The sequence below is a fragment of the Micromonospora qiuiae genome (genome assembly GCF_016863555.1).
GTDB lineage: Bacteria > Actinomycetota > Actinomycetes > Mycobacteriales > Micromonosporaceae > Micromonospora > Micromonospora qiuiae.
In genome coordinates this window covers 1-25,243 of record NZ_BOPC01000100.1, presented here as the reverse complement: position 1 = coordinate 25,243, position 25,243 = coordinate 1, and the positions used below count along the sequence as shown (strand labels likewise).

The following is a 25,243-nucleotide window of genomic DNA, read 5'->3' as shown; positions in this document are numbered from 1 at the left end:
CGTCCCGCACGACGGTCAGGGCATCGCGGATGTCCGGGAGAACCCTGGCCCCGGTTCCCGGGTTTCCTCCGATGACGCTGGCCCGCCGTACTGTAACCATCGATGTATGACCAAGCGCTGGCGGCAGCTCACCGTCTGGTTGCACATCCTCACCTCAGTGGGGTGGATGGCGCAGGCCATGACGCTGTGCGTGCTCCTCGCCGTCGGCCTTGCCGCCGACCTCCCCGCCGCCCGCGACGCGGCGACCTCCATGGCGCACCAGGTCGACGGCCGCCTGCTCGCTCCCATGGCTGGTGTCTCGGCCTGCACCGGAATCGTGCTCGCGGCCGCCACCCCGTGGGGCTTCTTCCTCCACTGGTGGGTGCTGATCAAGTTCGCCATCAGCATGGTCCAGGTGTACCTCGGCATATTCGTGCTGTCGCCGGCGCTGGCCACCGGGCCCTCGCTACCTCTGGTCATCGGTACGGCGCTGATGGCGAGTGCGATCGCGTTCCAGGGCTGGCTTTCCGTACGGAAGCCGTGGGGCACGGTGCGCAGGGGCCGTCGGGCCGCTGCGGGAACGGGGCCGAGGTGGGCCTTCGTCGCCACCGTCCTGGGTGGGCTGGCTGAACTGGCGCTTGCCCTCGTCCTCGGCCACCCCATGCCCCTGCTGTCTCTGATTCTGATCATCATTGTGGTGTCGCGCCGGCCCCGCTGGGCTGGCTCACCCCGCATCAGGCCAGCCCAGGTGTAGATGCCAGGCGGCCCTCACCGGGGAGGACGCCACGCCACCGCCTGGATCTCGATCAGCAGGTGCGGGTGCGGCAGTTGGTGTACGGCGACGGTGGTGCGGGTGGGGCCGGTCTCGTCGAAGTATTCGGCGTAGACCTCGTTGTAGCCGCCGAAGTCGTTCATGTTGACCAGGTAACTGGTGACCTGGACGAGGTCGGTGAGATCGGCGCCGACGGAGTGCAGGATGTCGCGGATGTTCTCGATCACCGCCCGGGTCTGGACCCGGATGTCGAGGCTGGTGGTGCCCATCGCGTCCACGGTGGCGCCGGCGATCGTGTTGTCCGGCAGGCGACTCGACGTACCGGAGACGTAGACGAACCCACCGGCGACCTTGACGTGCGGGAACCGGCCGCGCGGCGTCGCTTTGCCGGCCACGAGGCCGCCGGTCGCGGCGTCATCGCGGCCGGTCACGGCGCCACCCGCAAGGACGCGGTGCCGAGCCGGTCGACGGTGACCCGGACGTGGACGCCGGCCCGCAACGGCACGGCGGCCGTCGCCGCACCGGCGAGCAGCACCGAGCCGTCCGTCAGCTCCGAACTGGCGAGCCGGGCCGCCTCCGGCAGGGCCCGGCGCGGGTCGCCGAGGATCGCCGCCGTCGACCCGGTCTGGACGGTCTGCCCGTCGAACTCCAGCAGCACTCCGAGGTTGTCGATTCCCTCCGGCACCGGTTGCCAGGCGCCGAGCACGAAGCCGCTCGCCGAGGTGTTGTCGGCGATCACCTCGGGAAGCGTGAAGCGGAAGTCGACGTAGCGGGAGTCGATGATCTCCATCGCGGGCGCGACCGCTGCGATGGCGCCGCCCTCGATGAGGAAGGCGACCTCCGGTTCGACCTTCGGGTGGATGTGGTCATCGAGCGCGATCGTGCTGCCGTCAGGAATCTGCATGGCGTCGGTGAGCCGTCCCAGGATCACCTCGTCGACACCCATCTGCGTCATCTTGGCGCGGCTGGTCAGCCCCAGCTTCAACCCGACAAGACGTTCACCCCGCGCCGTGCGGTGCGCGACAACGGCGCGCTGCACCTGGTACGCGGTGGGCACGTCCAGCCCGGTGTCGGCGCTGAACTGGGCGGTCGGGGTACGGCGGGTCGCGGCGCCATCGAGGCGTGCGGCGATCTGTGCGATGGTGCTCATCGGTCCTCTCCAGTCGTTGCGCCCGGGTGCTGCTCGCCGGTGGCGGCGAGCAGGTCGAGCGCGACGTCGACGATCATGTCTTCCTGTCCGCCGACCATTCGGCGGCGACCGAGTTCGACCAGGATCGAGCGGACATCGATCCCGTAGCGGTCCGACGCCCGTTCGGCGTGTCGCAGGAAACTTGAGTACACCCCGGCGTAGCCCAGGGTCAGGGTCTCGCGGTCGACCCGGACCGGCCGGTCCTGCAGTGGCCGGACCAGGTCCTCGGCGGCGTCCATCAGCGCGAACACGTCGCAGCCGTGTTCCCAACCGTGCAGTTCGGCGACGGCGACGAAGACCTCCAGGGGCGCGTTGCCGGCGCCCGCGCCGTGCCCGGCCAGCGACGCGTCCACCCGAGTGGTGCCGTGCTCCACGGCGACGACGCTGTTCGCCACGCCGAAGGAGAGGTTGTGGTGGGCGTGGATCCCGACCTGGGTGTCGGGGTCGAGGACCTGCCGGTACGCGTCGACGCGTTCGGCGACGTCGCGCATCAGCAGCCGGCCGCCGGAGTCGGTGACGTACACGCAGTGGGCGCCGTACGACTCCATCTGCTTCGCCTGTGCCGCCAGGCTCCGGGGATCGCTCATGTGCGACATCATCAGGAACCCGGACACGTCCAGGCCGTTCTCGCGTGCCCACCCGATGTGCTGCGCCGAGATGTCCGCCTCGGTGCAGTGCGTCGCGACGCGGACGCTGGTCACCCCGAGGTCGCGGGCGGCCTTCAGGTCCGCGATGGTGCCGATGCCGGGCAGCAGCAGCGTGGTCAGCCTGGCGTTGGTGACCGCCTCGGCGGCGGCGCTGATCCAGTCCGCGTCGGACGCGGCGCCGTGGCCGTAGGTGACGCTGGAGCCGGACAGACCGTCGCCGTGCGCGACCTCGATCGCGGCGACCCCCGCCGCGTCCAGGGCGGCGGCGATCGACCGGACCTGGTCGACGGTGAACTGGTGCCGGACGGCGTGCATCCCGTCCCGCAACGTCACGTCCTGGATGTAGAGGTTCATGCCGGCACCCCCTGCTCGGCTCGCAACGCCACCATCCGCTCCGCCGTCCGCAGCGCGGCCGAGGTCATGATGTCCAGGTTTCCGGCGTACGCCGGCAGGTAGTGCCCGGCCCCGGACACCTCCAGGAACACCGACACCTGCACCCCGGTGAACGTCCCACCCAGCGCCGGCACGTGCCCGGACACGTCGTCGAACTGCACCCGTTGCTTGAGCCCGTAGCCGGGGACGTACTCGGCGACGGTGGCGACCATGGCTTCGATCGACGCGGTGACGGCGTCGCGGTCGAGGTCACGATCGGGGCACAGGCAGTACACGGTGTCGCGCATCAGCAGCGGTGGTTCGGCGGGGTTGAGAACGATGATCGCCTTGCCCCGGCGGGCGCCGCCGACGACCTCGATCGCCCGCGCCGTCGTCTCGGTGAACTCGTCGATGTTCGCCCGCGTCCCCGGCCCCGCCGACCGCGACGCGATGGACGCCACGATCTCGGCGTACGCCACCGGCGTCACCTGCCCGACCGCGGCGACGACGGGCACGGTGGCCTGACCGCCACAGGTCACCATGTTCACGTTCGGCTCACCGACATGCTCGTCGAGGTTCACCGGCGGCACCACGTACGGCCCGACAGCGGCCGGGGTCAGATCCACCACCAGTCGGCCGTGCTCACGCAGCAACTCCGCGTGCCGGCGGTGCGCACCCGCCGATGTCGCGTCGAACACCACCCGCACGTCGGCGAACTCCGGCATCGCCAGCAGCCCGTCGATGCCCTCGGCGGTCGTGGCCACACCGAGACGGTGGGCCCGCGCGAGACCGTCGGAGTCCGGGTCGATGCCGACCATCGCCACCATTCGCAACGATTCCGACAACCGCAACACCTTGATCATCAGGTCGGTGCCGATGTTGCCCGACCCGATCACCGCCACACCGGTGCTCACGCCTCCTCCTTCGTACCGAAGCTGATTCGGACCGACCCCAGGCCGGAGATGCGCGCCTCGTACCCGCCCTCGGCGGTGACCGGCACCATCGGACCGAGCGCCCCGGACAGCACCACGTCCCCGGCGCTCAGAGGAGCACCGGCAGCGGCGAGCGTGCCGGCGAGCCACGCGACGGCGTGTACCGGGTTGCCGAGACACGCCGCCCCGGCACCGACGGACACCGGCTCACCGGCGTGCTCCAACACCATGCCGGCCAGCCGCAGGTCCACGTCCGACAGTCGGCGGGGCTGGTTGCCGAGCACGAACAGACCGGACGAGGCGTTGTCCGCGACCGTGTCCACGATCGAGATGTCCCAGTCGGCGATGCGCGAGTCCACGACCTCGATCGCGGGCAGGAGGTGGTCGGTCGCTCGGATGACGTCGGCCGCCGTCACGCGCTCGAACGGCAGGTCGGCGCCGAGCACGAAGGCCACCTCGGCCTCCACCCTCGGCTGCATCAGCGCGCCCAGGTCGACCTCGTTGCCGTCCGGGACCGCCATGTCGGCGAAGAGCACCCCGAAATCCGGCTGGTAGACACCGAACGCCTGCTGCACCGCGGCCGACGTCAACCCGATCTTCGCCCCGATCCGACGCCGACCGGCCGCCACCCAGTCGTCCACCTGCGCTTGCTGCACCGCGTACGCGGCGTCGACGTCCCCGAGCGGCAGCAGGTCACCGCGCAGCGGCGCGATCGGGACACGGCTCTCGTACGCCGACCGCAGCACATCGGCTGCCCGGGCTACATCGGTCATGACAGGTCCACGCAGACGTTGGTGAGTTCGGAGTAGAAGGCGAGTGAGTGGGTGCCGCCCTCGCGGCCGACGCCGGACGCCTTCATCCCGCCGAACGGAGTCCGCAGGTCCCGCAGGAACCACGTGTTGACCCACACGATTCCCGCCTCCAGCCGCTGCCCAGCCCGGTGCGCCCGACCGATGTCACGCGTCCAGACCGTTGCGGCCAGGCCGTACTCGCTGTCGTTGGCAAGGGCGAACGCCTCGTCCTCGTCGTCGAAGGGAGCTACATGGCACACCGGCCCGAAGACCTCCTCGCGGTTGACGCGGGCGTCGGGACCCAGGCCGGTCCAGACCGTCGGTCGCACGTACGCGCCACCGTCCCGGCCGTCGCCGAACTCCGGCACACCTCCACCGGCCAGCACCGTTGCGCCCTCGGCACGCGCCAGATCGTGGTAGCCCAGCACCTTCTCCCGGTGCTGGTGCGAGATCAGCGGCATGGTGCCGGTCGTCTCGTCCGCCGGCCATCCGAAGGCCAGTTCGTCAGCGCGCCTGGCCAACCGGGCTACGAACTCGTCGAACACCGGGCGCTGCACGAACAACCGCTCTGTGCAGAGGCACACCTGGCCACCGTTGGTGAAGCTGGAGCGCACCGAGCCCTCGACGGCCGCGTCCAGGTCGGCGTCGGCGAAGACCAGGCCAGCGTTCTTGCCGCCCAGCTCGAACGACACCGCCTTCACCCCGTCGGCGGCGGCCCGCATGATCGCCTCGCCGGTCGCCGATTCGCCCGTGAAGGTGATGGCGTCCACGCCCGGGTGGCGGCTCAGGAATTCACCCGCCGACCCCGGCCCGAACCCGTGCACCACGTTGTAGACACCGTCAGGTACCCCGGCCGCCGCCATCACCTCCGCCAGCAGCGTCGCCGAGGACGGTGTCTCCTCCGAGGGCTTCACCACCACCGCGTTTCCGCAGGCGAGGGCCGGGGCAATCTTCCACGTCAACAACAGCAGCGGCAGGTTCCACGGCACGATCACCCCCACCACCCCCACCGGCTTGCGCACCGCGTAGTTCAGCGCCCGGCCGCCGGCCGGCGTGACGGTCGTGAACGTCTCCGTGGGCGTCGTCGAGGCGATCTCCGCGAACGCCCGGAAGTTCGCCGCGCCCCGCGGGATGTCCAACGTCCGCGCCTGCGCCACCGACTTGCCCGTGTCCCCGACCTCCGCCGCCACCAGGTCGTCGAAGCGGCGCTCCAACTCGTCGGCGATCCGGTACAGCACCGCGGCCCGTTCCCGCTCACCCATCAGGCCCCACGGCCCCCGCACCGCCGCGCGCGCCGCACCGACCGCGGCGTCCACCGTGGACTCGTCGGCCTCGGTGACGTACCGGATGGTGTCCCCGGTGACGGGGGAGAGCTTGGCAAACCGGCTACCGGAGGTGTCGAACCGGCCGCCGACGTAGTTCGGCAGTGTGCTCGGCTCGCCGTCCGGTCGGCCGGCGAGCAGGGTCGGGGACCAGAGCCTGGTCATGATGCGTACCTCCCGGTCAGGTGGTGTGGGGTGCGGAGCCCGCGTCGGCGACCAGGGCGACGACGGCCGCGTCGACGGTGTTCTCGCCGGTGACCGCGGCCGCCGCCTCGTCGGTGACGACCAGGACGGTGGTGCCGACGCCGACGTTCAGCGGGTCGACGGCCACCAGGTCGGGGCCGTCGGGCCGGACCCGGACCAGGACGAGCCGCCGGCCCTGGAGCGGGGCCAGGATGCGGTCCGCCCACACCTTGCCGACGACCTCGCCGAGCACCATCAGCTTTCTCCCCGCAGGCCGGCCATGACCTCGCGGATCCGGGCGGTGTCCGGGTTGTCGAGCAGCGCGGCGGTGGTTGGGTGGGGCTTCGGGTAGACCTGCGAGCTACGCAGTTCGCCGTGGGCGCGGATGGCGGCCTCACCGGCCGCGACGGCCTGGCGGACGGCGGCGAGGGTGCCCCGCACGGCGACGGCCAGGTAGCCGCTGGTGACCCGTTCGACGCCGACGCACCGTACGTCGGCGGTCTTGATCATGGCTTCGATGCCCGCCGAGAGGGCCACGACGCCACGGGTCTCGACGATTCCGATCGCGATGTCGGACGACATGTCTGGTTCTCCTTACCGGCTGTCAGTTGCCGACGAGCTGGGGCTCGGCCGCCAGGGCGCTGACGGCGTCGCAGGGGCTGGCGAAGACGATGGAACGCACCGAACGGCTCTTGGCCCGCGCGGTCTCCTCGCCGATGTCGATGGCCTCCTCGACGGTGGCGAGGTCGCCGCGCACGGCGACCGCGACGATTCCGCCGCCGAGCCGGACGACCTTGGTCACCTCGACCTCGGTGGCCTTCACCATCGCGTCGACGGCGTCGAAGATGGGGGTGAAGCCTTCGGCTTCGACGAAGCCCACGGCCGGGTTGCGCATTGTTCCTCCTTATTGATAATCGGGCAGGTTCCAGGACAGGACGGCGGCGCCGGTGCCCCAGATCGGGCCGTACGCGTGCAGGTGCGCCGGGCCGGTGGCCGCCTGGGCGCCGGCGGCGAAGGCCAGCGCGCGGAACTGGCTGTCGGCCTGCGCCTGCCGGGCGAAGTCCTCGCGTACGGCGAGCACCTCGTCGATCTTGCCGGCGGTGAGCAGGTCGAGGATCCGGGTGTTCCACTGGTCGTGGCCGGGTTCGCCGATGCGGTCCTGGTGGGGTTCGATCCACTGCTGGATGAGACCGGAGGAGAGCCCGGTCACGACGACGACGGCGGCGCGCAGGCCGGCGTCGCGGGCGGCGGCGGCACCGGCCCGGCCGACGTCGGCGAGGGTGTCGGCGCCGGCGTAGAGGTTGCAGGAGACCTGTGCCCAGCGCAGTCTGCGGTCGGGATCGAGCAGCGTCGAGGTGACGATGGTGCCGGTGTCGATCGGGAACCCTTCGTAGCGGGTCCGCCGGGCCTGCATCCCGTCGGCCTGGACCCGGTCGGCCCAGCGTTCGGTGAAGTCGACGTCGAAGCGCAGGTCGTAGTCGAGCAGGCCGTAGTCGTAGGCGTACCAGTTCTCGTCGACGTGTTCGCCACGCGGGTTGGGGTCGCACTGGAACTGGTGGCCGAGCACGGTGAACCACTGGGTCGACAGCAGCAGCACCACGTCGGGGTCGAGCCGGCGCAGCCGGGCGCCGACGTCGCGGGCCGCGTCGGCCAGCGCCGACCAACTTGGCGCCGGTTCCTCGGCGAGCAGGTGCGGCATGCCGGGCAGCAGCGCCCCGGCGACGATCCCGGTCCGGTCAGCCATGGTGGCTCCCCTCGGGCAGCCATTCCACGACGGCGTTGCCGGTGCCGATGATCGTGCCGTAGCCGAGCACGTCGCCGGCGACCTTGGGCCAGCCCATCGCGGCGAGCATCCAGGTGAGGCTGCCGGCCTTGGTCTCGGAGGCGGTCGCTTCGATGTGTTCAGGGATGAGTTCGCGCAGCGGAGCGGTGGGTCCGCGCCGGATCGCTTCGAGCAGCTTCATGTCCCAGCGGTACTGGTGGTTGTTGTACGGGTGTTCCCGTTCCATGTCCTCGGGCAGTTCGGGTTCCTCGTGCCAGTGCAGGTGTGACAGGGAGTTGGAGGCGAGCAGCACGGCCCGGCGGCCGGTGGCCTCGACGGCCCGCCGGGTGGCTTCGCCGAGGACCTCCATCTCCTCGAGGGAGGCGTCGGAGTAGAAGTACGGGTTGTTGTTGGCCGACAGCGAGACCACCGGGATGTCCCAGGACGGGTTGGCCAGGTGCAGGGCACCGATGGTGGCGTAGTCGACGCGTACCCGGGGATCGCGCATCTTGCGGGTGACCAGGCCGAGTCCGCTGGCCTCGTCGGCGATCGCCTCGCCGAGTTCCACGTCGGTACGGAAGTCGTACCGGTAGCGGAACAGGTGCGGAAAGATCGGTTCGACGGAGAGGCCGCGCGGGTTCGGTACGCAGTTGACGTGGTGGCCGACCATCGTGATCCAGTGCGGGGCGTGGACGATGAGCACGTCCGGCTTGTGCACCTCGCGGATGCGGGCGCGCAGTCGCTCGTACGCCCAGCGCAGCGTCTCCCACCCGCCGGTGGAGCGCGGCTCGTTCTGCGGCGGGTTCTCGCCGTAGATCAGGTGTGGTGGATGCGGGCTGAGGCAACCGGCGACGATGCCGGGCCGCGCCGACGCCGCGGCCGGCTGCGGGGTCCGCGGGGCGTTGGTGGTGCCGCTGCTGCCGCGGGCCGGCATCAGCGGCACTCGGAAGACCTTGCTCATGCCTCTCCTCCTCCGGCCAGCACCCGCACGTAGGAACGGTCGTGCGGGGCGGTGCCGAGAATCCGAAGCCCGTCGTCGTCGAGGGCGATTTCGTCCGCGGCCAGTGCCGCGTCGTGCCGGACCCAGGCGCGCAGCGGGGCCGGGTGTCCACCGTGCAGCTCGACGAGGGTGTCCTCGGCGAGGCCGCTGCCGGGCGCGACGTACGCCAGCCGTCGCCGCCCGCGGTGGCCGGTGTAGGCCGGGCTGGCGGTGACGATGGTCCGCAGCCAACGCCGTGCTTCGCGCAGTCGCCGCCGGGTGGCGGCGGTCGCGGCCGGGTCGGCCTGTCCGGCGGGGTCGAGTTCGACGCCGTAGCGCTGCCGGGCGTCCTCGGCGGTCAGGTATTCCTGGGCCACGTCCTCGGCGACCTCCTCGGGCAGGCGTTCGAGCGGGTCGCCCCAGCCGCCGCCGCCGGCGGACTCCATCACCAGGACGTCCCCTTCGCGCATCGGGAAGCCGGCGACCTTGCCGGGGGTGGCGAAGTCGACGCGCTCGCCGTCCGGGCGCCGTAGGTAGGTGACGGTGGGTGCGCCGGGGCCGCCGTGCCGCAGCCCGTACGGTGGGACGGTGGTCCGGTCGGTCTGTACGGAGTACGCGCCGCCGCTGGCGAGCAGGCGGGTTTCCCGGCGGCTGCCGAGGCCGCCGCGACGTGCCCCGTCACCGCCGGAACCGGTGCGCAGTTCGCACGCCTCGATGAGGATCGGGATCTCGGTCTCCAGGCGTTCGACGGACTGGATGGTGGAGATGTCGCCGAGGTCGACGGGATTCATCGCGCTGGGCCCGTCGGATTCGAGGAACCCGCCGTTGCCGCCGGCCGGGTAGTCGTAGTAGAGGTATGGCCGTCCGGTGTGCTCGTCGATGCCGCCGATGAGGTTCTGGAAGGTGGTGCCGAACTGGTCGGCGGCGATGAGGTCGGGGGCCACCTGGCTGAGGGCGGCCATGACGGCGGAGATGACTCGCTTGCGGACCTCGCTGTGCGCGTTGGCCGGCGCGGGATAGCTGACGTGTACGACGGTGCCGGGTTCGGTGTGTACCCGCAGCGGGCGGAAGGCGCCGTGGTTGACCAGGCCACCGGGGTCGAGGGCGGACTTGACGGCGATGAAGACGCCGGCGACGGTCATCGCCCGCGACGAGTTGACCACGGCGGCGACCTGGGCCGACGAGTCGCGGAAGTCGGCTTCGATCTCGTCGCCGTCGACGGTGAGCCGGCAGCGGACGATGGCGGCGTCGTACCGGCCGTCGGTGTAGAGGTCGAGGTAGTCCTCGTAGTGGTAGGTGCCGTCGGGCAGGGCCCGGATCATGTCGCGCAGTCGCTGCTCGGTGCGGTCCATGTTGGCGGCGACGGCTTCGAGGACGAGGTCGGTGCCGTGTCGGGCGACGAGTTCCCGCAGCCGGCGTTCCGCGGTGTGGCAGGCGGCGATGCTGGATTCGAGGTCGCCGCGGCGCTCGTCGGCCATCCGGACGTTGGCGAAGACGATGTCGAACGCGGCGCGGTTGGGCCGGCCCTCCTCGATCAGCTTGATCGGCGGGATCCGCAGCCCTTCCTGGAGGATCTCCGTGGCCTGCCCCGAGACGCTGCCCGGGGTCATCCCGCCGATGTCCGCCCAGTGCATGCGGACGCAGGGGAAGAGGAAGAGCTGGCCGTCGATGAAGACCGGGCTGATCAGCGTGACATCGTTGAGGTGGCTGCCGCCGCGGTAGGGGTCGTTGACGATGTAGAGGTCGCCGGGGCGCATCTCGTCGGCGAAGTCGGCGAAGATCTCGGCGACCGAGGCCGGCATGGCGATGACGTGGCCGGGCATGTCCCGCCCCTGGGCGACCATCTGCCCCTGCGGGTCGAACAGCGCGCAGGAGAAGTCCTGCGCGTCGGCGATCACCGGCGAGTGCGCGGTACGGAAGATCGTTTGTCGCATCTCCCGGACGATCGAGATGAGACCTTCGGTGACGACTTCCAGGTCGATCGGGTTCATAGTCATGCGGATGCCTCACTGGTTCCGGCTCGATCCCGGGGGCGGGAGAACGGACCATCTGGGTGGATCAGCGTGCGTAAGCCGGGCGTTTCGGAGAGACCACCCTGACTTGGCTCAGATTGTGGTCCTAGAGTTATATTATGGAACCTAGCAACCGAGAAGGTGGGAAGCAAGATGCGGTACGCCACTGACGCCACCCCGGACGACGAGCCCGCTCCCCGCGAGCCCGGCACGCAGGCGCTGGACCGCGCGCTCAGCGTGCTGCTCGCCTTTTGCGGCAGCGAGACCGAACGCAAGGTCAGCGACGTCAGCCGGGAACTGGGCCTACACAAGTCGACCGCCAGCCGGCTGTTCCGGGCGCTGGCCGACGCCGGCTTCCTCCAGCGCAACGAGGAGAACGGGAACTACCGGCTCGGCGTGGCGGTCTTCGAACTCGGCGCACGTTATCTGGCCGGCCTCGACCTGCACGCCCTCGCCCGGCCCCTGGTGCAACGGCTGGCCGAGGACGAGGGCGAGAGCGTCAACCTCTCCGTCTTGGAGGGCCTCGACGCGATCTCGATCCACGTCGTCCAGGGCACCCGGAACCTGCAACTCGTCTCCCGGCTCGGCCGGCGCATCCCGCTGTGGTGCAGCGCGGCCGGCAAGGCCCTGCTGATCGACCAGGACGACGCCACGCTGCGGGCCACGCTCGCCACCGCACCGTTCACCGCCCTGACCGGCAACACGATCACCGACCTCGACACGTTCGTGTCCCGGATGGCGGTGGTTCGTGAGCAGGGCTGGGCGCTCAACGACCAGGAGAGCGAGGAGGGACTGCGCGTCGTGGCCGCGCCGGTGCGCGACCGTCGCGGCCGGGTGACCGCGGCCATCAGCGTCTCCGGCCCGATCTTCCGCCTCGACGGCGAGCGGGTGGAGAAACTGGCCGCGGCGGCCCGCCGGACCGCCGACGAGCTGTCCCGGCAGCTCGGGTACGGCTTCGGCGAGGTCTGGGGCGACTGAGAGGCTGTCGGTCAAAACTTCTCCTGCACCACGTCGGGGTGCACCTTCACGTGCAGCAGCGCCGGGCCGGTCAGCGGCAGCACCGCGTCGAAGGCCGCCCGCGCGCCCGCCTCGTCGGTGACCGTCCATGACGGCACCCCGAGCGCGCGGGCCACGGCGGCGAGGTCCCGGCCGGGGAACCGGGCCAGCTGCGGATCCACCCCGCGCGGGGCGAGTTTGCGCACCTCCGCGCCGTACGCGGCGTCGTCGAGGACCACCAGCAGCACGGGTGCGCCGACCCGGGCCAGGGTGTCCAGCTCGCCGAGTCCGGTGAACAGGCTGCCGTCGCCCTCGAAGGCGACCACCGGTCGGTCCGGGCGGCCGATGGCGGCGCCGACCGCGAACGGCAGTCCGACGCCGATGCTGCCGAACTCCCATGGCGCGACGAACGACCGATCGGTGGCGGCCGAGTCGAGCAGCAGGTTGGGCCAGCCACCGAAGTGACCGACGCCGACCACGGTGGTCCGCTCCCGCGGCAGCCGATCGGCGCAGATCCGGATGAATGCCCGCGGATCGATCAGGTCCGCGGTGGAGCGGATGTCGAGTCCCTCGAACGGGTCGGCCACGGCCAGCTCGGCAGCGAGTTCCCCGCTCCGCCAGTGCGGCCGCGACAGCGGCGGCAGCAGCGCCGAGAGCGCCCGCGCGGTCTCGCCCGCGTCGCCGATCACGCCACCGGTCACCGGCCAACGTGCTCCGATCGCCGCCGGGTCCACGTCGACACTGACGACCGCCGCGTTTGGGAACAGGGTGCCGTGGTCGGCGGTCCACCGGTTGAGGTTGGCCCCGAAGGTGACCACCAGGTCCGCACCGGCCAGCACCCGCCGGGTCAGCGGCCGGGACAGCCCGCCGGCCACCCCGAGGTCGTACGGATGCCCGGCGAACAGGCCGGCGGACATCAGCGTGGTGGCGAGCAGCGCGTCACACCGGTCGGCGAGATCCTTGATCGCGGCGGCGGCCGGTTCGGCGCCCCGCCCGGCGAGCAGCACCGGGCGGCGTGCCGTCCGCAGGCGCTGCGCGAGCGCCTCGACGGCGGCGGGATCCGGCACGAGCGGCAGCGGCGGGCGGGGCGCCGCCGGCACCGGGAGGATCGGGCCGGCCGGCACCGGTTCCTCCTGGAGGTCGAGCGGCACGTTCAGCACGACCGGGCCGGGCAGTTCCCGGGCCGCCCGGAAGGCCAGCCCGACATCGCGGGCGGCGGTCCCGGCGCTGGTCACCGGCACGAACGTGCCCGCGGTCGCCAGCGCGTACGGCTGTTGCTCGAAGTGCTGCACGTGCAGCGGGTCGCCGGGCGGGGTGTCCCCGGCGATCAGCACCAGCGGGGTGCGGGCCTGCCGGGCGATCGTCAACGCGGCCCCGGCGACGGCCAGCCCCGGCCCCTGGGTGACGGTGACGACCGCGCAGCGCCCGGTGACGCGGGCGTACCCGTCGGCCATCATCACCACGGCGTTCTCGTTGCGGGCCGCGACGAACCGGACGCCATGCCGGTTCACCAGGTCGGCGACCAGGAACATGTTGGCGTCGCCGAGCAGGCCGAAGACGGTGTCGCCACCGTGCGCGACGACGGCGTCGGCGATCGCCTCGCGTACCTTCATCGCGCATCCCGTTGCAGGTAGTCACCGGGCGACCGCAGCGCCACGCTCAACGCGCCGAGGTACGAGTCGTTGGCCGCCGCGTCGAACCGGGGGCCGGCCAGCCGGGCGGCCCGCTTGGTCATCGAGCGGCCGACTGCCGAGGTGGCCAGCAGCCGGTCGACGATGGCGGCGACGGCGTCCGGCAGCCCGGCCGCGTCGACCACCCGGGTGACCAGGCGTAGGGCGAGCATGTCGGCGGGGTCGACCCGCTCGCCGAGCAGCAGCCAGCGCTTGGCCAGGTCGGCACCGACCAGATCGGCGAGGATCGCCATGCCGCTCCAGGTCAGCGGGATGCCGAAGGTCACCTCCGGGAAGGTGAAGAACGCGCTGTCGGCCGCGACCCGCAGGTCGCTGGCGAGCCCGAGCACGGCCCCGGAGCCGATCGCCGGCCCGTTGAAGGCGGCGACCGTGGTCTGTTCCAGCCGGTACCAGCGTTCGACCAGTTCGGCGGTACGCCGCTGGACGTGCATCGTGGTCTCGGCGTCGAGGCCGGCCAACTCGTGCAGGTCGGTGCCGGCGCAGAACGCCGTACCCTCGCCGGTGAGCACCACCACCTCGACCGCCCGGTCCCGGCCGAGTTCATGCAGCACGTCCTCGAACCGGGCGAGCATCGCCAGGTCGAAGCTGTTGCGTTTGTGCGGCCGGTGCAGGGTCACCCGGGCCAGGCGGCCGGAGCGGTGCAGCAGCACGGAGTGTTCAGCGGTCACGGCGACTCCGAGTCCAGTAGGGCGCGGTCGACCAGCGCGGCGGCGTGGCCGACGTACGACAGGGGATCGAGCAGCCCGGCGAGTTCGGTGCCGGGCAGGGCGGCGGCCACCTGCGGGTCGGCGCGCAGCACCTCGGCGAACGGCCGGTTCTGCTCCAGGCTGTCCCGGACGATCCGCATCACCAGGTGGTGGGCCTGCTCGCGGCCGAGCGGGCCGGCGAGGCGGAGCATGACCGCCTCGGAGAGCACCAGGCCACCGGTGAGGTCCAGATTGAGCCGCATCCGGTCCGGGTTGACGCCGAGGTCGCCGAAGACCTCGACGAGCCGTTCCAGGGCGCCGCCGATGAGGATGAAGCACTCCGGCAGCAGCTTCCACAGCGTCATGCCGACGCCCATGTCGCGGTCGTCCTGGGAGATCATGGTCTGCAACGCCAGCGGCACCTGGGCACGCAGCGTGCCGGCGGCGGCGATGACCGCCTCACACCGGATCGGGTTGCGTTTGTGCGGCATGGTGCTGCTGCCGATCTGGGTGGCCCGCTGCGGCTCGTACGCCTCGCCGACCTCGGTCCGACCGAGGAAGTAGACCTCCCGGGCCAGCTTCTCGGCGCTGGCGGCGATCAGCCCGAGCACCATCAGGCACTCGGCGAAGCGGTCCGACGTGGCGTGCCACGGGGTGTCGGCCACCCCGAGGCCGAGTTCGGCGGCCACGGCGCGTTCCAGCGCGAACGCCTGAGGGCCGTAGCCGGCCATCGTGCCGGCGGCACCGCCCATGCTGGTGACCAGCAGCCGCTCGCGCATCTGGGCCAACCGGGACCGGTGTCGTTGCAACTCGCTCTGCCACACCGCGCAGCGCAGCCCGAACGTGGTCGGCAGCGCCTGCTGTCCGTGCGTACGGGCCGGCATCGGGGTGGTGCGGTGCCGCAACGCGAGCCGACGCAGGATGCGTACCAGCTCGTCGACCTGGCGGGCGACGATGTCCAGTCCGGCCCGCACGCACAGCACGAAACCGGTGTCCATCACGTCCTGGGTGGTCGCGCCGAGGTGGACGTACCGGCCGGCGTCGCCGGGGCAGGCGGCGGTCAGTGCCCGCACCAGCGGCACCAGCGGGTGCACGGTGTCGGCGGCGTCGGCGGCGAGGACCGCGGTGTCGAGCCGGTCGAGCCGGGCCGCGTCGGTGATCGCCTGCGCGGCGGCCGTCGGGATGATGCCGAGGCTGGCCTGGCTGCGAGCCAGGGCCGCCTCGACGTCGAGCCAGGACTGCATGAGCTGCCGGTCGTTGAAGACCCCGCGCATCTCCGCGTTGCCGAAGAAGCTGGTGACGGTCAGCGAGTCCAGAAAACACGAGCCGATTTGCATCAGTTGTCCCCCTCTTCGGTGAGCAGGCCGAGCGCGGCGCGCCGGTCGACCTTGCCGGAGGGCAGCAACGGCAGGTCCGGCACCGTCCGGATCAGCGTCGGCACCTTGTGTCGGGCCAGCCGGGCGGCGGCGACCCGGGTGAGTCGGTCGGGGTCGGGGTCGGTGCCGGCGGTGGGGACGACGAGGGCAGCGACCTCCTCGCCCCAGCGCGGCGACGGCACCCCGAGTACGCAGACCTGGGCGACGGTCGGGTCGTCGAGCAGTGCCGCCTCCACCTCCGCCGGGCTGACGTTCTCGCCACCCCGGATGATCAGTTCCTTGATCCGGCCGGTGAGGGTGAAGATCCGATCGGCGCTCAGCGCGCCCAGGTCACCCGTGCGCAGCCAGCCGTCGGGCGTGATCGCAGCCCGCGTGGCCTCCTGGTCGTCGACGTAGCCGGCGGTCACCGACTCGCCGCGTACCAGCAGCTCACCGGGCTCACCGGCGGGCAGTTCGGTCCGGGTTCCGGGGGCGACCACGGTGGCGGACAGGGCCGGCAGGATGCGGCCGACGGTGCTGCCGGGTAGGCCGCAACCACCGTCGCCGGGGTCGACGCTGATCGTCGGGCCGGCCTCGGTCTGCCCGTAGATCACCGCGATCCGGTTAAGCCCGAGCACCTGCCGGGTGCGGGCCAGCAGCGCCGGGGCGCACGGGGCACCGCCGAGGAACCCGAGCCGCAGCGAAGACAGGTCGAAACGTTCCGGTTCGGCCTCGACCCGGTCGGCGAGCATCGTCGCCATCGTCGGTACGGCCTGGAGCACGGTGCAGCGGTGCCGGGCGATCTGGGCCAGCACCGTGTCGGAGCGGAACCGGCGGGCCGACACCCACAGCGCACCGGTGACCAGGGCCAGTACGGCACCGCTGCTGAGGCCGGCCGCGTGCGCCAGCGGCAGCGGCGAGGCGATTCGGTCGTCGGCGCCGATTCCGGCTGCGGCGGCCGTCCACTCCGCGTTGGTGATCAGGTTGCGGCCGCTGAGCGAGACCATTTTCGCCGGGCCGGTGGAGCCCGAGGTGAACTGGATGTTCAGCACCGCGTCCGGGTGCCCGGCCGGTGCCGGCGCCGGGTCGGCCCAGCCGGGCAGCCCGGCCAGGTCGTCGCCGAACGCGTGCCAGCCGTCCGGGCGGGCGTCCACCGGCAGCCCGGCGACCGCCTCGGCGGCGGTGGCCCGGCCGTCGCGGTCGCGGACCCGCTCGGCTGCGAAGAGCCGGCGCGCACCGCTGCGGGCCAGCGCCGCGGTCAGTTCCGGTGTGGTCAGGCCGGGATGCAGGGTCACCAGGGCGGCGCCCCGCCAGGCTGCGGCGGCGAGCAGGAGCAGCCAGCCGAGGCCGTTCTCGGCCCACACGGCGATCCGGTCGCCGCGCCCGATGCCGAGTGCGGCGAGGACGGCCGCGCCGCGGCCCGCGAGGTCGGCGAACTCACCGGCCGACACCGGCCGGTCCAGTTCGTCGAACAGATAGAGGGGTCGGTCCGGCTGCCGAGCGGCGCGGTCCAGGACGGTGGCGTCGAGGGCGGGTGGCGTCACCGGGTCACTCCCGGGTGAGCAGCAGGTACCCGTGCTCGTCGACGGTGGCGGTCCAGCCGGCACCGACGACGGTGGTGCTGCCGCTTTCGCGGACGACTGCCGGGCCGGGCACCGCGTAGCCGGGGGTCAGCTCGTTACGGCGCCAGACGGTGGCGTCGACCCAGCCGGCCGGGCCGTAGATCCGGGTCCGGTCCGGCTGCGGCGAGCCGCCGGCCGGCGCCGTGAACCGTACGGCGGGGCGGGGGCCGAACGCGGTCAGCCGGCAGTTGACGATCTCGGCCGGGTGCCCGGAGCGGGCATACGCGTACCGCTCGGCGTAGGCGGTGTGGAACGCCGCCACCAGCTCGTCGGCCGTCGCCGGCACGTCGTCGACGGGGACGGCCAGGTCGAAGGACTGGCCCCGGAACCGCATGCCGACCGACAGGCCGAACGTGACCTGGTCGGCTTCGACACCGTCCTCGGCCTTGAGCTGGGCCCGGGCCACGTCACGCAGTTCGGCGACGACGCCGCGTACGGTGGCCAGCCCCGCCTCGTCGGCGGGCACCAGCACGGTACGCACGTAGTCGTGCCGGGCCTGGGCGGTGACGAAGCCGAGCGCGGAGAAGTTGCCGGGGACCGGCGGCACCAGCACCCGACGGATGCCGAGTTCGTCGGCGAGCGCGGTGGCGTGCATCGGGCCGGCACCGCCGAAGGGCATCAGCACGAAGTCGCGGGGATCGTGCCCGCAGGCCACCGAGATCTCCTTGATCGCGCTGGTCATCTTGATCGTGGCGATCCGGAGGATGCCGTGCGCCAGTTCCAGGTCGTCGAGGTCGAACTCGGCGGCGAGCCGCCCGACGGCCGCGCGTGCGGCGTCGACGTCGAGGCTCACCTCACCACCGAGGCTCTCCTTCGGGTCGAGGTGGCCGACGACCAGGTGGGCGTCGGTGGTGGTCGGTTCGGTGCCACCGCGGCCGTACGCGGCCGGGCCCGGGGTCGAACCGGCGCTGCGCGGCCCGATCCGCAGTTCGCCGCCGAGGTCCCGCCAGGCGATCGAGCCGCCGCCGGCGCCGATCGTGTTGATCTCGACCTGGAAGGTGCGGTTCGGGTATCCGGCGATCTTCCCATCGTTGGTCATCAACGGGGTGCCGTTCTTGATCAGGCAGACGTCGGTGCTGGTGCCACCGATGTCGCAGGTGATCACGTTCGGGTAGCCGGCCAGGCCGGCGAGGTGCACGCTGGCGGCGACGCCACCGGCCGGACCGGACAGGGCCAGGTTGATCGGCAGCCGGCCGGCCTCCTCGGTGGAGACGACGCCGCCGCTGCTGGTCATGATCGACAGCGGGTAGGTGTAGCCGCCGGTCGCCAGCGCGGCACCGAGCCGGCGCAGGTAGTCGGCGACCGTCGACCGGACGCTGGCGTTGAGCACCGTGGTCGCGAACCGCTCGTACTCGCCCTGCTCGGGCACCACATCCGAGGAGATCGTGCAGACCAGGCCCGGGTACCGCTCAGCGAGCCGGGCCGCCGCCGCCCGCTCGTGCGCCGGGTTGCGGTAGGAGTGCAGCAGGCAGACGGCGACGGCCTTCGGCCCGGCCGCGGCCACCCGGTCGAGCACGGCGTCGAGGTCGCCCGGGTCCAGTGGCCGTACCACGCCGCCGTCGGCGCCGATCCGCTCCCGCAGCACGTGCCGCAGCCGGCGCGGGGCCAGCGGCGTGCGCGCCACCTCCTTGACGCTGTAGAGCTGCGGGCGGTGCCCCAACCCCATCTCCAGTACGTCGCGGAAGCCTTCGGTGGCGATGACGCTGACCGGCTCGCCGGCGCCTTCCAACAGCGCGTTGGTGACCCTGGTGGTGCCGTGGACGAAGCGTTCGACCTCGTCGAGGCGTACGCCGAGCTTGGCCAGCCCCTCGAAGATGGCCGCGGCCGGATCGTCCGGGGTGGACAGGGTCTTGGCCTCGGCGAGCCGGGCGGTGGCCGGCTCGTACACGATGACGTCGGTGAAGGTGCCACCGATGTCGACGCCGATGCACAGCATGGCGAGCCTTTCGGTAGTGGTGGGCGCGCGGTTCCGGGCGGCCGTCGCCGGCCCGCGGTCGCGGGCCTGGCTAGAAGTTGACGCCGTACCGGCGCAGGGTCTTGCTGGTGACCATCCGCAGGATCCAGTCGAAGAGGTAGCCGAGCAGGCCGAGGGCGATGATGCCGACGAAGACCCATTCGGTCTTGGCGTAGTTGCGGGCGGTCCAGATCAGCGATCCGAGCCCGCTCTGGGCGGCCACGATCTCGGCGGAGACGATCGTCAGGAACGAGTTGCCCATGGCCAGCCGGGCGCCGGTAACCACGTGCGGCACGGTCGACGGCAACACCACCGAGACCAGGGTGCGGACCGGGTTGGCACCGAGTGCCCGGGCTGCCCGTAGTCGCAGTTCGTCGACGGAGAGCACCCCGGCGAGCGTGTTGAGCGCGACGATGAAGACCGTGGTGTAGAAGATCAGCGCGACCTTTGACGCCTCTCCCGGCCCGAGCCAGATGATCGCCAGCGTGACGAAAGCGATCGGCGGCACGAACCGGAAGAACTGGATGTACGGGTCCAGCATGAGCCGCAGCCACGGCACGCAGCCCATCAGCAGGCCGACCGGTACGCCGATGACGACGCCGAGCGCCCAGCCGGTCAGGATCCGCGTCGACGAGGCGGTGACCGAATCCCACAGCGTGCCGTCCCGGACCAGTTCGACCGCGCCCTGCCAGGTGAGCAACGGCGAGGGCAGGAAGAACGCGGTGTAGTTGCGGCTGACCAGGTCCCAGATGGCGATGCCGAGCAGCACCGACAGGGCTCCCAGCCCGACGCGGGTCAGCCGGCGCCAGCGTCCGCGCCGACGGGCCGGCGCGGGCGTGCTCCGGCTCAGCTTCTCCGGAACCGTACGGACATCCACGCTCATCGCAATGCCCTCCGATCGCCGTCGGCCAGCCGTACGCCGTTGACCCCCGAGGGCGGGACGGTTCCGGCGCCGGCCGGGCCGGCGGGATCACCCGCCGCCCCGCCGTCGTGTCCGTCGTCGAGGCCCTGGGCCCGCAGGGTGCGGGCCACCTCGGCGCCGATGTCCTCGCGCAACTGACGGAAGAGCGCCGCGCTCGCCGGATCGGTCAGATCCCGCGGCCGCGGCAGGTCGCACGGGTAGACGTTCTTGATCCCCGCCGACGGGCCGGCGGTCATCGTGACGATGCGGTCGGCAAGCAGGATCGCCTCGCCGATGTCGTGGGTGACGAAGACGATCGTCGCCCCGGTCTCCCGCCAGATCCGGTCGAGTTCGACCTGCATCACCAGTCGGGTCTGCGCGTCCAGCGCGCCGAACGGCTCGTCCATCAGCACGACCGACGGCTCGTTGGCCAGCACCCGGGCCAGCTGCGCCCGCTGGCGCATGCCGCCGGAGAGCTGGGCCGGGAACCGGTCGGCGCTGTGGCTGAGCCCGACCATGGCCAGGTAGCGGTCGACGGCCGCGGCCCGCTGCGCCTTCCCGACGCCGCGCATCCGCGGGCCGAAGGCGACATTCTGCCGTACGGTCAGCCACGGGAAGAGTGCCTCGGCGCTCTGGAAGACCACGCCGCGTGACACGTCCGGTCCGGTGACGCGGGTGTCCCCGCAGGTCACCTCGCCGTTCACCGGGATGACGAACCCGGCGATCGCGTTGAGCAGCGTGGATTTCCCGCATCCGCTCGGCCCGAGCAGGCAGACGAACTCCCCGGCGCCGATGTCCAGGTTCGCCTGACGGACCGCCACGAAGTCACCGAACCGGATGTCGACGTCGCGTACGGACACCGGGGAGCCGGAGCCCGTCACGCCACTCCCCTGATCATGACGGCCGCCGCGTCGGCCTTCTGGTTCACGATCTTGCTGTCCTCCTGGAACTGAGCGATCTCGCCGTAGCGCTGAATGTCCTCGTCGGTGAAGTCACGGACCTGGCACTGCACCCCCTCCAGGAGGGTCTGCGCCTCGGCCGCCGGCACCTTGATCGCGGTCTCGGTCACCGTGCCGGCCTTGGCCGGGTCGGCCGTGAGCTGCTCGCACGCCTGGCCGATGGTGTCGACGACCTTCTTGGCCGTCTCCTTGTTGGCCTCGTACCAGGCGCCGTCGACACCGATCACCAGGTTGTAGACGTATCCGATGTCTCCGCTGGTCAGCAGCACCTTGCCGCCATTGGCGACGCCCCGCGACGGCCACGGTTCCCACATGATGTAGCCGTCGACGTCGCCGCGTTGCAGCAGCGCCGGCATCTCGGCCGGGGAGGCGTTGACGAACTCCACCGAGTCCCGGCTGATGCCCTGGCTGTCGAGCACCTTGTTGGTCGCGTACTCGTTCACGGTCCCCGGCACGACACCGTACTTCTTGATGCCGACGACGTCGGTGATGCCGGAGCGCGCGACGAGCTTGATGAAGCTCGGCGACTGCGAGAAGACCGCGAGGCCCTTGATGTCGCCGCGGGTGGCCCGGTTGAGCAGGCTCGACTCGGTGCTGGCCGTGATCTGGCCCTGCTTGGCCAGGATCGCGTCGAGGCCGCCGGTCCCCTCCTGGTACTGGGTGACGGTCAGGTTCAGGCCGGCCTTCTCGAAGAGTTTCTCCTGATCGGCCAGGTAGATCGGCGAGTACGCCGGGTCGACGCCGACCCCGAAGTTGACCACGGCGGAGGTTGCGGCGCCGTCGCCGTCGGACTCGCCGAGGGACTGGTTCTCGGCGCACGCGGTCACGGCGACGGTCATCAGCAGGGCTGCGGCCCCGGCCCGCAAAGCTCGCATTCTCATAGCTACCCCAGACTTATGCGGCTCATATTGTGGTCATGGTTGCTTAATGTGGGACGGTACTGCGAGGCGGGTCACAACGTCAAGGGCTCCAGCCCGACTGCTCTTGCAACAGAGAGTAGGCGGGCGACGGGCTTTCCCACTTCACGCCCGACACCGAGGAGGTACGACCATGAAGTACCTGAACAGGTCACTTGATGCGGCGAGCTCGCAAACACCGCAGGCCGAAAGCTTTCCCAAATCGATTACTCACAGTGTCGATGGCTCGATCGCCCGGACGGTGGTCGAGCGGTCCTGGACCGCCACCGACACGATCCTCTATGCCCTCGGCGTCGGTGCCGGACAGGGCGACCCCGCAAGCGAACTCCGGTTCACCACCGAGAACTCCACCGGCCACCCGCATGCCGTGCTGCCCACCTTCGCCACCCTGCTCGCAGCCGACCCGCCCTACCTCGGCGACCCGGCGGCCGTCCGGCACGCCGGCGAGACCCTGACCCTGCACCGGCCGCTCCCACCGGCGGGACAGGCCCGCGCCACCGCCGTCGTAACCGGCGTGTACGACCAGACCAGCGGCATGCTTCTTCACCACCGATCAGAGATTCAGGACATCGACGGAACGCCAGTGGCCACCGTCGAACGGGCGATGTTCGTCATCGGCGCTGGCGGCTTCGACGGCCGGCGCGCACCAACGGCGCAATGGCGACGCCCGGCGCGGCACCCCGAGCACACCGTCACCTACCCGATCCGCCCCGACCAGGCACTGATCTACCGGCTCAACGGCGACCGCAACCCGCTGCACTCCGATCCGGCGGTGGCCGCCCACGCCGGACTGCCCAGCCCGGTCCTGCACGGGCTGTGTACGTACGGCTTCGCCGGGCGAGCCCTGCTGCACACCGTCGCCGGCGCAGACCCCGACCGGGTGCAGCGGATCAGCGCCCGGTTCAGTGCCCCGCTGTTTCCCGGCGACACCCTCACGGTGCTGGTGTGGCAACACCCGGCGGGTGCGCTGTTCCAAGCGGTGGACGGTCGCGGCCGGCTCGTCCTGGACCGGGGCGTACTGCAACTGCGAGGCCAGACGCCTGCTTCCCCTGGGTGAAGTATTCCGCTTCCTGCGGTGTGAGATCCATCGCCTGTGGGAAGGCCCGGGTGAGCCTGAGACGTTATCCCAGCACATGCTGGAGACGGATGTGGTGGTTATCGGCGCCGGACAGGCGGGGCTGTCCAGCGGGTACCACCTGCGCTCCTCCGGTCTTGACTTCGCTGTCCTGGACGCCAACCCGGCACCCGGCGGGGCCTGGCAGCACCGGTGGCCGACGCTGCGCATGGCGACCGTGCACGGCATCTTCGACCTGCCTGGCATGCGCTTCACGCCTCCGTCGCCGGACGAACCAGCCGCTGACGCGGTGCCGGCCTACTTCGCCGCCTTTGAGAGGGAATTCGGCATCGACGTGCAGCGGCCGGTCGCCGTCACGGCCGTTCGGAACGCCCGTGACGGACGACTCCTCGTCGAATCCGGCAACAGCACCTGGGCCGCCCGGGCGCTGATCAACGCCACTGGAACGTGGACCAGGCCGTTCGTGCCGTACTACCCCGGACAGGAAACGTTCCACGGGCGGCAGCTGCACACCGCCCACTACCGGGGACCGGCGGAATTCGCCGGCAAGCGGGTGGTTGTCGTCGGGGGCGGAACGTCGGCCGTGCAGCTCCTGGTCGAGATCGCCGAGGTCGCGGCGGCGACGTCCTGGGTCACCCGCCGGCCGCCGGTGTTCCGGGACGGCCCGTTCACGCCGGACTACGGACGCGAGGTGGTCGCCAAGGTGGAGGCACGGGTACGGGCCGGACTGCCCCCGGGCAGCATCGCCAGCGCGACCGAGCTGTCGTGGACACCGCAGCTGCTCGAAGCCCGGGAACGCGGTCTCCTCCTACGCCGGCCGATGTTCGACCGGATCGTCCCCGACGGCGTCCAGTGGCGCGACGGCGCGGCGCAGGACGTGGACGTCATCCTCTGGTGCACCGGCTTCCGGCCGGCGCTCGACCACCTGGCCCCGCTGCGGCTGCGGGGGCCCCGCGGCGGCATCGTCGTGGACGGCACCCGGGTGACCGCCGACCCGCGGATTCACCTGGTCGGCTACGGACCCTCCGCGAGCACAGTCGGCGCGAACCGCGCCGGGCGGGCAGCGGTCCGCGAACTGCGCGCTCTTCTGGCGGCGCCCGCCCCGGTCTGACCGCTCGGCGACGGTGGATCCGGCAAGGGCAGGTGCGGCTGGGAGACGGACCAGCGACGCTGGTCGGGATCTGGGAGGGCGTGTGATTCACTTACTTTGCGAGTGATGCCGCCTTCGGTTCTCTCGCCAGGTTGGGGTGGCTTCGTTGGTGGTGCGTTTGGTGAGGTTGTCGATCATCGCAATGCGGATCATGCTGGCGGAGTTGTCGGGCAGGGCTTCATGGTCACGGGCTCGCCGCCGGGTGGATGAGCGCGCGCGACGCGGGCAAGGCGTTTAGCCGCACCGTAGTGCGGGTCTGTCGCCGCTACGAATACCGTGACACGTAAGAATGGCATTGAGGCGGATGTGGGGAGTTGGCGGTGGTAAAGGGCAAGGTTCTGCGGTTCGACGAAGCACGTGGGTACGGCTTCATCGCACCGGACGGCGGCGGGGAAGACGTGTTCGTGCACATCAACGACCTGGGTGCGGAACGGGCGTACATCAAGCCTGGCGTGGCGGTGGAGTTCGACGTCGAGGACAGCGAGCGGGGTGGCCTCAAGGCCTCGTCGGTCCGGGTGCTGGGGCGGGCCAGCACCGAAACGACCCGTCGTCCGACGGTATCGGGGCGGGCGGCCGCCCGCGAGCCGGACGACGACGGGCTCTGTGACGTCCTCAGCGACGCGGAATTCCGTCAGGAGGTCACGGAGACTCTCCTGAAGGAGGCCAGCTCCCTGACAGGCGCTCAGGTGCTCGCTGTGCGGGAGAACCTGCTGCGATTGGCCCGAGAGCACGGCTGGGTAGAGACCTGAGCGGCGGGGACATGGCGTCGGCGTACTGGGCCGGCTGACCGTCGAGCACGGCACGGCGGTCAGCCGGTGGTCGTGACGGGGAGCGTCTGCGGGCACTGAGGGCCGTGTCCGCCCGCCGGCTGACGGCCGCCTAGCCATTGCTGAAACGCCTGCGGGTATTGCTGATCCCGCCCTCACCGCAGCCGATCGCCACCCGGAGGCGCCAAGAGCGACCGGCAATAGGCGAGGTGGTCTGGTGATGCTGTCCC

The 25,243-nt window shown here is 71.4% G+C and carries 25 protein-coding genes and 1 pseudogene; 5 read left to right on the top strand and 21 right to left on the bottom strand.

The genetic code is table 11. The features are described 5' to 3' along the window. Positions 1–106 precede the first annotated feature (106 nt). Positions 107–733 (top strand): hypothetical protein, encoded by a 627-nt coding sequence (locus Vqi01_RS26805; protein WP_204037851.1) that lies wholly within the window; start codon positions 107–109, stop codon positions 731–733. Between the two features lie 14 nt (positions 734–747). On the opposite strand, the gene Vqi01_RS26800 is transcribed toward Vqi01_RS26805, so the two are convergent. Genes Vqi01_RS26800 through Vqi01_RS26745 form a run of 12 tightly spaced genes read right to left on the bottom strand, consistent with a single transcriptional unit; the run spans position 748 to position 10,925 of the window. Continuing rightward, complete coding sequence (locus tag Vqi01_RS26800) at positions 748–1,182, bottom strand: RidA family protein (RefSeq protein WP_204037849.1); 435 nt, start codon at positions 1,180–1,182, stop codon at positions 748–750. Beyond that, a complete protein-coding gene (locus tag Vqi01_RS26795) occupies positions 1,179–1,901 on the bottom strand; it encodes a 2-keto-4-pentenoate hydratase (protein WP_204037847.1) in 723 nt (240 codons plus the stop codon). The genes Vqi01_RS26800 and Vqi01_RS26795 overlap by 4 nt, the downstream gene beginning before the upstream one ends. Then, positions 1,898–2,941, bottom strand: a complete 1,044-nt coding sequence (gene dmpG, locus Vqi01_RS26790) for a 4-hydroxy-2-oxovalerate aldolase (RefSeq protein WP_204037845.1) — start codon at positions 2,939–2,941, stop codon at positions 1,898–1,900. Before dmpG ends, Vqi01_RS26795 begins: the two co-directional genes overlap by 4 nt. Next, positions 2,938–3,873: an acetaldehyde dehydrogenase (acetylating) gene (locus Vqi01_RS26785; RefSeq protein WP_204037843.1), complete on the bottom strand. Its 936-nt coding sequence runs from the start codon at positions 3,871–3,873 to the stop codon at positions 2,938–2,940. Before Vqi01_RS26785 ends, dmpG begins: the two co-directional genes overlap by 4 nt. Further along, positions 3,870–4,664 (bottom strand): 2-keto-4-pentenoate hydratase, encoded by a 795-nt coding sequence (locus Vqi01_RS26780; RefSeq protein WP_204037840.1) that lies wholly within the window; start codon positions 4,662–4,664, stop codon positions 3,870–3,872. Before Vqi01_RS26780 ends, Vqi01_RS26785 begins: the two co-directional genes overlap by 4 nt. Further along, positions 4,661–6,169 carry a 2-hydroxymuconic semialdehyde dehydrogenase gene (locus Vqi01_RS26775; protein ID WP_204037833.1) on the bottom strand — a complete coding sequence of 503 codons (1,509 nt, stop codon included), beginning with the start codon at positions 6,167–6,169 and terminating at the stop codon, positions 4,661–4,663. Before Vqi01_RS26775 ends, Vqi01_RS26780 begins: the two co-directional genes overlap by 4 nt. Positions 6,170–6,185: 16 nt before the next feature. After that, positions 6,186–6,443: a EutN/CcmL family microcompartment protein gene (locus Vqi01_RS26770; protein ID WP_204037831.1), complete on the bottom strand. Its 258-nt coding sequence runs from the start codon at positions 6,441–6,443 to the stop codon at positions 6,186–6,188. Continuing rightward, positions 6,443–6,769, bottom strand: a complete 327-nt coding sequence (locus Vqi01_RS26765) for a BMC domain-containing protein (protein WP_204037829.1) — start codon at positions 6,767–6,769, stop codon at positions 6,443–6,445. Before Vqi01_RS26765 ends, Vqi01_RS26770 begins: the two co-directional genes overlap by 1 nt. A 22-nt stretch (positions 6,770–6,791) precedes the next feature. Beyond that, the gene (locus Vqi01_RS26760; protein WP_204037827.1) at positions 6,792–7,082 is read right to left on the bottom strand and encodes a BMC domain-containing protein; all 291 of its coding nucleotides are present in this window, start codon (positions 7,080–7,082) and stop codon (positions 6,792–6,794) included. A gap of 9 nt (positions 7,083–7,091) precedes the next feature. Continuing rightward, positions 7,092–7,931 carry a DODA-type extradiol aromatic ring-opening family dioxygenase gene (locus Vqi01_RS26755; protein ID WP_204037825.1) on the bottom strand — a complete coding sequence of 280 codons (840 nt, stop codon included), beginning with the start codon at positions 7,929–7,931 and terminating at the stop codon, positions 7,092–7,094. Beyond that, positions 7,924–8,910, bottom strand: a complete 987-nt coding sequence (locus Vqi01_RS26750) for a DODA-type extradiol aromatic ring-opening family dioxygenase (RefSeq protein ID WP_204037823.1) — start codon at positions 8,908–8,910, stop codon at positions 7,924–7,926. The genes Vqi01_RS26755 and Vqi01_RS26750 overlap by 8 nt, the downstream gene beginning before the upstream one ends. Next, a complete protein-coding gene (locus Vqi01_RS26745) occupies positions 8,907–10,925 on the bottom strand; it encodes a hydantoinase B/oxoprolinase family protein (RefSeq protein WP_204037821.1) in 2,019 nt (672 codons plus the stop codon). Before Vqi01_RS26745 ends, Vqi01_RS26750 begins: the two co-directional genes overlap by 4 nt. A gap of 168 nt (positions 10,926–11,093) precedes the next feature. Between Vqi01_RS26745 and Vqi01_RS26740 the strand changes: the two genes are divergently transcribed. Continuing rightward, positions 11,094–11,918 (top strand): IclR family transcriptional regulator, encoded by an 825-nt coding sequence (locus Vqi01_RS26740; protein ID WP_239098694.1) that lies wholly within the window; start codon positions 11,094–11,096, stop codon positions 11,916–11,918. Positions 11,919–11,929: 11 nt separating this feature from the next. Here the strand turns inward: Vqi01_RS26740 and Vqi01_RS26735 are convergent, their stop codons facing one another. The 8 genes from Vqi01_RS26735 to Vqi01_RS26700 all read right to left on the bottom strand — a co-directional run bounded on the left by Vqi01_RS26735 (position 11,930) and on the right by Vqi01_RS26700 (position 21,985). Next, positions 11,930–13,549 (bottom strand): thiamine pyrophosphate-binding protein, encoded by a 1,620-nt coding sequence (locus Vqi01_RS26735; RefSeq protein WP_204037816.1) that lies wholly within the window; start codon positions 13,547–13,549, stop codon positions 11,930–11,932. After that, positions 13,546–14,295 (bottom strand): enoyl-CoA hydratase/isomerase family protein, encoded by a 750-nt coding sequence (locus tag Vqi01_RS26730; RefSeq protein WP_239098693.1) that lies wholly within the window; start codon positions 14,293–14,295, stop codon positions 13,546–13,548. The genes Vqi01_RS26735 and Vqi01_RS26730 overlap by 4 nt, the downstream gene beginning before the upstream one ends. Next, positions 14,292–15,650, bottom strand: a complete 1,359-nt coding sequence (purB, locus tag Vqi01_RS26725) for an adenylosuccinate lyase (RefSeq protein WP_204037814.1) — start codon at positions 15,648–15,650, stop codon at positions 14,292–14,294. The genes Vqi01_RS26730 and purB overlap by 4 nt, the downstream gene beginning before the upstream one ends. Further along, the gene (locus tag Vqi01_RS26720) at positions 15,650–17,212 is read right to left on the bottom strand and encodes a class I adenylate-forming enzyme family protein (protein WP_204037812.1); all 1,563 of its coding nucleotides are present in this window, start codon (positions 17,210–17,212) and stop codon (positions 15,650–15,652) included. The genes purB and Vqi01_RS26720 overlap by 1 nt, the downstream gene beginning before the upstream one ends. Before the next feature lie 4 nt (positions 17,213–17,216). Beyond that, positions 17,217–19,226: a hydantoinase/oxoprolinase family protein gene (locus Vqi01_RS26715; protein ID WP_204037810.1), complete on the bottom strand. Its 2,010-nt coding sequence runs from the start codon at positions 19,224–19,226 to the stop codon at positions 17,217–17,219. Positions 19,227–19,296: 70 nt separating this feature from the next. After that, a complete protein-coding gene (locus Vqi01_RS26710) occupies positions 19,297–20,127 on the bottom strand; it encodes an ABC transporter permease (RefSeq protein ID WP_204037808.1) in 831 nt (276 codons plus the stop codon). Then, complete coding sequence (locus Vqi01_RS26705) at positions 20,124–21,026, bottom strand: ABC transporter ATP-binding protein (RefSeq protein WP_239098692.1); 903 nt, start codon at positions 21,024–21,026, stop codon at positions 20,124–20,126. Before Vqi01_RS26705 ends, Vqi01_RS26710 begins: the two co-directional genes overlap by 4 nt. Continuing rightward, the gene (locus Vqi01_RS26700; RefSeq protein ID WP_204037806.1) at positions 21,023–21,985 is read right to left on the bottom strand and encodes an ABC transporter substrate-binding protein; all 963 of its coding nucleotides are present in this window, start codon (positions 21,983–21,985) and stop codon (positions 21,023–21,025) included. The genes Vqi01_RS26705 and Vqi01_RS26700 overlap by 4 nt, the downstream gene beginning before the upstream one ends. A 277-nt stretch (positions 21,986–22,262) precedes the next feature. On the opposite strand from Vqi01_RS26700, the gene Vqi01_RS26695 reads away from it, so the two are divergent. Next, positions 22,263–23,078 (top strand): MaoC family dehydratase, encoded by an 816-nt coding sequence (locus Vqi01_RS26695; protein WP_239098691.1) that lies wholly within the window; start codon positions 22,263–22,265, stop codon positions 23,076–23,078. 76 nt (positions 23,079–23,154) lie between these two features. Then, complete coding sequence (locus tag Vqi01_RS26690; RefSeq protein WP_204037802.1) at positions 23,155–24,207, top strand: FAD-dependent oxidoreductase; 1,053 nt, start codon at positions 23,155–23,157, stop codon at positions 24,205–24,207. 87 nt (positions 24,208–24,294) lie between these two features. On the opposite strand, the pseudogene Vqi01_RS31095 reads toward Vqi01_RS26690, so the two are convergent. Next, positions 24,295–24,447: pseudogene (locus Vqi01_RS31095) on the bottom strand (IS5 family transposase); the annotation flags it as partial. Between the two features lie 119 nt (positions 24,448–24,566). On the opposite strand from Vqi01_RS31095, the gene Vqi01_RS26685 reads away from it, so the two are divergent. Further along, on the top strand, positions 24,567–24,995 hold the full coding sequence (locus tag Vqi01_RS26685) for a cold-shock protein (RefSeq protein ID WP_204037800.1): 429 nt from the start codon (positions 24,567–24,569) through the stop codon (positions 24,993–24,995). Positions 24,996–25,243: the final 248 nt, after the last annotated feature.

What these genes read in the sequence shown, in the direction of transcription:
- Vqi01_RS26805 (WP_204037851.1), top strand. Translation starts at nt 107, where the DNA reads ATGACCAAGCGCTGGCGGCAGCTCACCGTCTGGTTGCACATCCTCACC.
- Vqi01_RS26795 (WP_204037847.1), bottom strand. Translation starts at nt 1,901, where the DNA reads ATGAGCACCATCGCACAGATCGCCGCACGCCTCGATGGCGCCGCGACC.
- dmpG (WP_204037845.1), bottom strand. Translation starts at nt 2,941, where the DNA reads ATGAACCTCTACATCCAGGACGTGACGTTGCGGGACGGGATGCACGCC.
- Vqi01_RS26780 (WP_204037840.1), bottom strand. Translation starts at nt 4,664, where the DNA reads ATGACCGATGTAGCCCGGGCAGCCGATGTGCTGCGGTCGGCGTACGAG.
- Vqi01_RS26775 (WP_204037833.1), bottom strand. Translation starts at nt 6,169, where the DNA reads ATGACCAGGCTCTGGTCCCCGACCCTGCTCGCCGGCCGACCGGACGGC.
- Vqi01_RS26770 (WP_204037831.1), bottom strand. Translation starts at nt 6,443, where the DNA reads ATGGTGCTCGGCGAGGTCGTCGGCAAGGTGTGGGCGGACCGCATCCTG.
- Vqi01_RS26765 (WP_204037829.1), bottom strand. Translation starts at nt 6,769, where the DNA reads ATGTCGTCCGACATCGCGATCGGAATCGTCGAGACCCGTGGCGTCGTG.
- Vqi01_RS26760 (WP_204037827.1), bottom strand. Translation starts at nt 7,082, where the DNA reads ATGCGCAACCCGGCCGTGGGCTTCGTCGAAGCCGAAGGCTTCACCCCC.
- Vqi01_RS26755 (WP_204037825.1), bottom strand. Translation starts at nt 7,931, where the DNA reads ATGGCTGACCGGACCGGGATCGTCGCCGGGGCGCTGCTGCCCGGCATG.
- Vqi01_RS26750 (WP_204037823.1), bottom strand. Translation starts at nt 8,910, where the DNA reads ATGAGCAAGGTCTTCCGAGTGCCGCTGATGCCGGCCCGCGGCAGCAGC.
- Vqi01_RS26745 (WP_204037821.1), bottom strand. Translation starts at nt 10,925, where the DNA reads ATGACTATGAACCCGATCGACCTGGAAGTCGTCACCGAAGGTCTCATC.
- Vqi01_RS26740 (WP_239098694.1), top strand. Translation starts at nt 11,094, where the DNA reads ATGCGGTACGCCACTGACGCCACCCCGGACGACGAGCCCGCTCCCCGC.
- Vqi01_RS26735 (WP_204037816.1), bottom strand. Translation starts at nt 13,549, where the DNA reads ATGAAGGTACGCGAGGCGATCGCCGACGCCGTCGTCGCGCACGGTGGC.
- purB (WP_204037814.1), bottom strand. Translation starts at nt 15,650, where the DNA reads ATGCAAATCGGCTCGTGTTTTCTGGACTCGCTGACCGTCACCAGCTTC.
- Vqi01_RS26715 (WP_204037810.1), bottom strand. Translation starts at nt 19,226, where the DNA reads ATGCTGTGCATCGGCGTCGACATCGGTGGCACCTTCACCGACGTCATC.
- Vqi01_RS26710 (WP_204037808.1), bottom strand. Translation starts at nt 20,127, where the DNA reads ATGAGCGTGGATGTCCGTACGGTTCCGGAGAAGCTGAGCCGGAGCACG.
- Vqi01_RS26700 (WP_204037806.1), bottom strand. Translation starts at nt 21,985, where the DNA reads ATGAGAATGCGAGCTTTGCGGGCCGGGGCCGCAGCCCTGCTGATGACC.
- Vqi01_RS26690 (WP_204037802.1), top strand. Translation starts at nt 23,155, where the DNA reads ATGCTGGAGACGGATGTGGTGGTTATCGGCGCCGGACAGGCGGGGCTG.